2 protein-coding genes and 1 pseudogene are annotated in these 4,891 nt (G+C 39.7%); all 3 read left to right on the top strand.

The annotated features are described in order from the left end of the window. A pseudogene (locus N9I19_RS23900) lies at positions 1–215 on the top strand (major tail protein); the annotation flags it as partial. Between the two features lie 62 nt (positions 216–277). After that, positions 278–604 (top strand): phage tail assembly chaperone G, encoded by a 327-nt coding sequence (gene gpG, locus N9I19_RS23895; protein ID WP_317779206.1) that lies wholly within the window; start codon positions 278–280, stop codon positions 602–604. Between the two features lie 195 nt (positions 605–799). Then, positions 800–4,891, top strand: a 4,092-nt coding sequence (locus tag N9I19_RS23890) for a phage tail tape measure protein (protein WP_317779205.1), incomplete at its 3' end; no start/stop codon positions are given.

Here is a 4,891-nt window from a genome sequence, read left to right as displayed (position 1 = left end):
CGGTTTTATTTGCTTTACTAAAAGGTAAAATGTCTGCGGGTGACGTGTCGCTTAAAACAAGCGAAGATAAACAAGCAGAACCAGAGGATGAAAAGTTGACGATGGAATGCATCGCGAATAATGATGGCGAAACCATTGCTTATGGGATCGGTACGCAAATTATAGAAAAGTTAAAAACATATGCATTCCCCCCTGCTACACCACCAGCTGGATAAATAGAAGCCTTCCTTGTGGAGGCTTTTTCATTTTTTTATTAATAAAATTGGAGGAATGAAACATGTACACATTAGATCTAACCGATTCACAAACAAAAAAGGTCAATACCCTTACGCAAACTTGGGTAAGTGGCAAACAATTATTAACCGCATTAAAGCTAAATAATGCCGTCTATGAGGATGATGAAGAATCGACCATGGCCCTGGTCAATTTCGTTGCTGATTTATTTGGCGTTAAAGCAAATGACATTTTAGAAGGTATCCAGGCACATGAATTGATGGAGAAATTGTATGAAGTATATTACAAAGTTCTTGGTTACAGCGAAAAAAAGAGTCAGAAGTTGATTCAGTTCATGAAGGACGGAGAAATGGAGCCGGTACTGGATTAACCCCGCAAGAAGCCATTGAAAATCTGAATGCGTTATTTTTGAATTTAATGCAGCAGGGCATGAGTTATCACGATGTCGTCAATGCCGATTACTATCATTTGATGGAAGTATTAAATAACGATACACCTAAAAAAGAAAAAGTCATGGATTTAGCAGACTTTGTAAAAACATTATCGTAGGAAAGGAGGAAACTAATTGATAGGAAACCAACCACTTGGAAAAATGATTATTGAAATGGATTTATCGTCCACCAGTTTTACCAAATCTTTAACAGCTGTAAATCGATCGATTAAAAGCGCAGAACGGGAAATGAAAGCCAATATGGCCGTGCTTAATAATGCAGATGATAAATATGGTGCATTAGGTAAACAGGTTACAGGCTTGAATAAAATTATGTCTTTGAACGAAAAACGCATTCAGCAATTGAATGAAAAACGTAAAGATGAGCTCAAGACAAACGCGGAAAGTTCAAAGGTTATACAAGATTTAAATAAAGAAATTAATACAGCAGTACAGCGACAAAGTGCCTGGCAAAAGCAAGTTAAAGATGCTACCAGCAAAATGGTCGACTATACATCGTCCACGAAAGATTTAGAATCCGAACTGACTAAACTTAAAAAGAAGACGGAAGACCATGTTGAGAGTCAGAAAAAAAGTGGGTTAGCCTTTTCTGCTCAAAAAGATAAGCTTAAAGGATTGAGTGAGCAGGCTAAAATCCATCAACAGATAGTCGATATCCAAAAGCAAAAAGTGGCGGATTTGACCAGGGAATTTGGCGAGCATGATCATAGAGTCGATGAGGCTAAAAATAAATACAAGTCCCTTGTGAATGAACAACAAAAATTGAATTCATCGTTCAATACCCTGAATCAGAAAATTTCCAGTGTCCATCCTTCTATTGGTAAGTTAGCAGATGATATCGGAAAAGCCGAATCGAAGCTTCGAGGCTTATCTAATCGCGCAATGAACACTGGTTCAACATTAAATGAAACAGGCCGTTCGATTTCATCTAGCTTTAGCGGTATTACTTTAGCTGGTGGCCTAGGTTTAGGTTATACCATCAAACAAGCAGCGGATTTTGAACAAGCTATGGCTGACATTAAAGCACTCATGAATCCAAAAGAGTGGAAACAATACGGAAAAGGTATTAACACCCTTGTAAATGATCTCGGATTGGAAACAAAGTACAGCAATAAAGAAGTGGCCCTAGGGTTGCAAGAGTTGATTAAAGCTGGTGTCGATTTAGATGCAATCATGAGTGGTGGGTTAAAATCTGCCCTTTCATTAGCCACAGCTGGTGAATTGGAATTAGGTCAAGCAGCTGAAATTGCCTCCACCGTGTTGAATTCATTTAGAGATGACAATATTGATATGTCAAAAGCAGCCGATTTACTAGCTGGTTCAGCAAATGCCTCTGCCACCTCTGTAGAAGAAATGAATTATTCATTATCCCAGGTTTCAAGTGTGGCAGGTCCCGTTGGTTTTAGCTTTGCAGATACAAATACAGCATTGGCAGTTTTTGCTCAAGCGGGACTTAAAGGATCGGATGCGGGTACATCCTTAAAAACCATGATCATGCGATTGTCTCCACAGACTGATGCAGCTGCAACGATGATGGATGAATTGGGTATTTCTACTACCAATACGACGGCAGGTTATAAATACTTAGTGGAAAAGGGCATTCAGCCAGCTTCAAGAACGATTCCTGATTTGGATAAGGCTTTCAGAAAGTTAGCGAAGCAAGAACTTGGTTCTGCAGCAACTAAAGCAAAATTAAGAAAAGAATATGGTCGGCTTCAAAAATCAAGTGGGTATCTTTCCTCTTCCTTTTTTGATGAGCAAGGCAATGTTAAAGCTATGTCTGAAGTGTTCAATATTCTTCAAAAGTCTACCAAGAATTTATCAAAAGAACAAAAAATCAATGCCTTTAATACCATTTTTGGTTCGGATGCGATTCGCGGTGCCATGATTGCTAGTAAATCAGGGGCTGAAGCGTTTGACGAGATGGGTGTAGCCATTAATAAAATTAGTGCCGATGATGTAGCGGAAACTAAAATGGACACATTAAAGGGTTCTATTGAAAAAATGAAGGGTGAGGCGGAGAGCGCTGCCACGACTTTCGGAACTGCATTGATTCCCACCATAAAAACGGTTGCAGGTACCATCGAGGATGTAGTCGGATGGTTCAATAAATTTGACGTAGGCACGCAGCATACCATTGCAAAATGGACAGCAATCGGTGTAGGTGCTGCTGGTGTGGGTGCTGCACTTGGATTTTTAACCATTGGTATCGGTGGTTTAGTCACTGGAGTTGGGAAAATCACGCTTGGCGGAGCTAGCCTACTTAAATTTTTATCAAATGGCGTCATCAATTTAGGCAGTTTTACTTCCATGACCAAAGGCAGCACACAATCTTTAAATGCGGAGACAGTAGCCCTTAATACCAATACCACGGCATTAAGACGCAATAATAGTGTTCGTGGCGGTGGAGTAACCGGTCGCGGAAGGTCACCTGCAGGAACAACAATTGCTCCCACCGTTTCTACAGGAAGTAGAATGGCTAAAAATGCAGGGAAGGTTGGTAAAGGAGCCAAGGCTTTAAAATATATAAAAGGTGCTGGCGCAATTGGAACGGTTGTTGGTGTCGGTGCATTGGGGTATGAATTGGCTACCGGTTCTGGAACAAAGGAATCGATTGGTGGAGGTATTGGCAGCACTTTAGGTGGTATCGGTGGCGGTGCTGCAATGGGTGCGGCTCTTGGTTCGGTTGTGCCAGGTATTGGTACTGCAATCGGCGGTATTGCTGGCGGGATTATCGGAGGAATCGTCGGAGATAAGGTAGGTTCTTCAATTGGCAAGGTATTTGATAAACGTGATCAAAAAGAAAAAGCTCTAAAAAAAGCTGGAAAAGATGCAGAAAAAGGCGCTTCACTTAACCTTAAAATCAAAGGCGTTTCAGCTTCGACCCAAAAGGCACTAGGTGAGTATGACAAGTTATATACCGGTGCAAAAACTAAGCTCAATCAAATCATGTTGTCTAATACAGTGGTTAATAAAAAGATCAAAGATGATACCATCAAACAATATGATTCCATGAGCAATAGTGTTCTTTCATCCTTAAAAGATCGGCACCAGGAAGAACGTGTTGAAGCAGTAAAAGCTTTGAAGTCCAATAAGAACTTATCCCAGAAAGATAAAAATGAAGCCCTAAAAAAATTAGATGAAAAGCATAAAGCCGAAATTGATAAATTAACAGGGGACAATAAGCGCATTAAGCAAATTATGAGTAATGCTTCTAAAGGAAAAAGAGCCCTTAATCGTGATGAAAAGCGTGAAATTAACGAAATCAATGATCGGATGTATAATACAAAAATTAAAAAGACGTCCAAGAGTGAAGAAGAAATAACCGCCATAAACAAGAGACGTAGTAAGCAACGACATGATATTACAACAAAAGAAATGAATCAAACCATTAAAGCAGCAGAAAGAGAATTTAAAGATACGAAAAAAAATGCAGAGAAAAAACGCAAGAGTAAAGTTGAAAATGCAGAAGTACAATACAAGAAATTAGGCGTCATATCTAAAGCTGAATTTGACAAAATTGTTGCTAATGCAAAAAAGGAAAAGAAAGAGACCGTCGAACAGGCTAAAAAGAAAAAAGATGGCGTCGTAAAAAATGCAACGCTCCAAAAAGAAGAGTCTGTAAAAGCCTCGAAGAAACAAAAAGAGGTCAATATTGAAAACGCTCAAAAAGAAACCAAAGGAGTAGGAAAAGCATTTGAGGGTTTGACTAGTTTCTTGAAGGGCGCGGTTGGTTGGGTTAAGAAGGTATTTGGAAATAAAGATAAAACCTCGTCCCCGCCTAAATTTAATCCTGGCAGCATTCCCGAAAACGCTAAAGGAACGTTTCAAGGCCCCTTTAAAGGCGGTCTATCTTTTGTGGGTGAAGAAGGTCCGGAACTTGGATACTTACCAGGTAAAGGACTTGGGTTGGTTGGAACAACCGGTACTGAACTGGTGAATTTACCAAGAGGTTCAGCTATTCTTCCTCATAATAAGACAAAAGCTGTATTAAGCAGCTATAATTTCCCAACAAATTCGATCCCTGGCTTCGCAAAAGGTACAGGCGATGATAATTCATTTATGGATTACATCATCAACGGTTCTAACAAAGTTTTAAACGGCATTGGAACATTGGGTGGTAAGGCTGTAGATGCATGGCCTGTAACTGAGGGGGAAATAAAAACATTGCGTGGATTGGGGTATCAATTGAGTGTCTATGAAAAC

Origin of the sequence: Peribacillus sp. CSMR9, assembly GCF_033141925.1 — a bacterium.
GTDB classification, from domain to species: domain Bacteria; phylum Bacillota; class Bacilli; order Bacillales; family DSM-1321; genus Peribacillus; species Peribacillus simplex_A.
The sequence above is the reverse complement of the archived record's forward strand: the minus strand, read 5'-3'. Positions and strand labels throughout refer to the sequence as shown.